Below are 657 nucleotides of genomic sequence, written 5' to 3' on the forward strand. Positions count from 1 at the left end.
CTAAAGCAGCGTCTAGTGCGGAAACTTGTTTGTTAGTTTTTTCTGCCATATCTCCTAAATGCTTGTTGAAATCTTGGTTGATCTTGGAAAAGTCTTGTCCAACGTTCTGAATCGAGGTTCTGATTAGTTGTACGTTTTCTGCTAATGCCTTACTGACTTCTTTCTGATTAGTTTCCACCGACCGCGTAAGCTGTTTGGTGAGCTCCATTACCTTCTTCTCTACTTCGGGTAAGCTTCCAGAAGCCGCCTTAAGCAAATCAGCTAGAGATTCCAACATACCTGTCAGTTGCTGCTTTTGCGTTTCTAGGGCAGTCAGTAGCTCCGCGAGATCAGCAGAAATCGCAGTGAAGCGCGCTGCTTCAGTCACCAATTTTTGATAATTATCCGAAGCCACCTTCATTGAGCCGATAATGTCAGTGTGGCGCTCGGCCATGGCTTCAATCTGAGCTTTGTATTGATCTTGCCAGACCAAAAGTCGCCCCACTGCCTCATTGAGTTGTTTGAAGTTATCTCCAAATTGCTCCGTGAGCTTAGCGTTGAAGTCTTTGATGACATCTCGCAAAGCCTCAACAAGAGCCTTGGAACCCATCTCCGAAAGCTTTAGCAGGGCTTCCTGCTGAGCTTTTTTCAGAGCATCGAGGCGGTCGTTGGTGTCTT

The 657-nt window shown here is 46.3% G+C and carries 1 protein-coding gene; it reads right to left on the bottom strand.

Going from position 1 to position 657, the window contains the following annotated elements:
- A partial coding sequence (locus tag ACYQ1H_RS15525; RefSeq protein ID WP_460028942.1) for a hypothetical protein occupies window positions 1-657 on the bottom strand: 657 nt, incomplete at both ends.

Source organism: Methyloparacoccus murrellii, assembly GCF_054657115.1.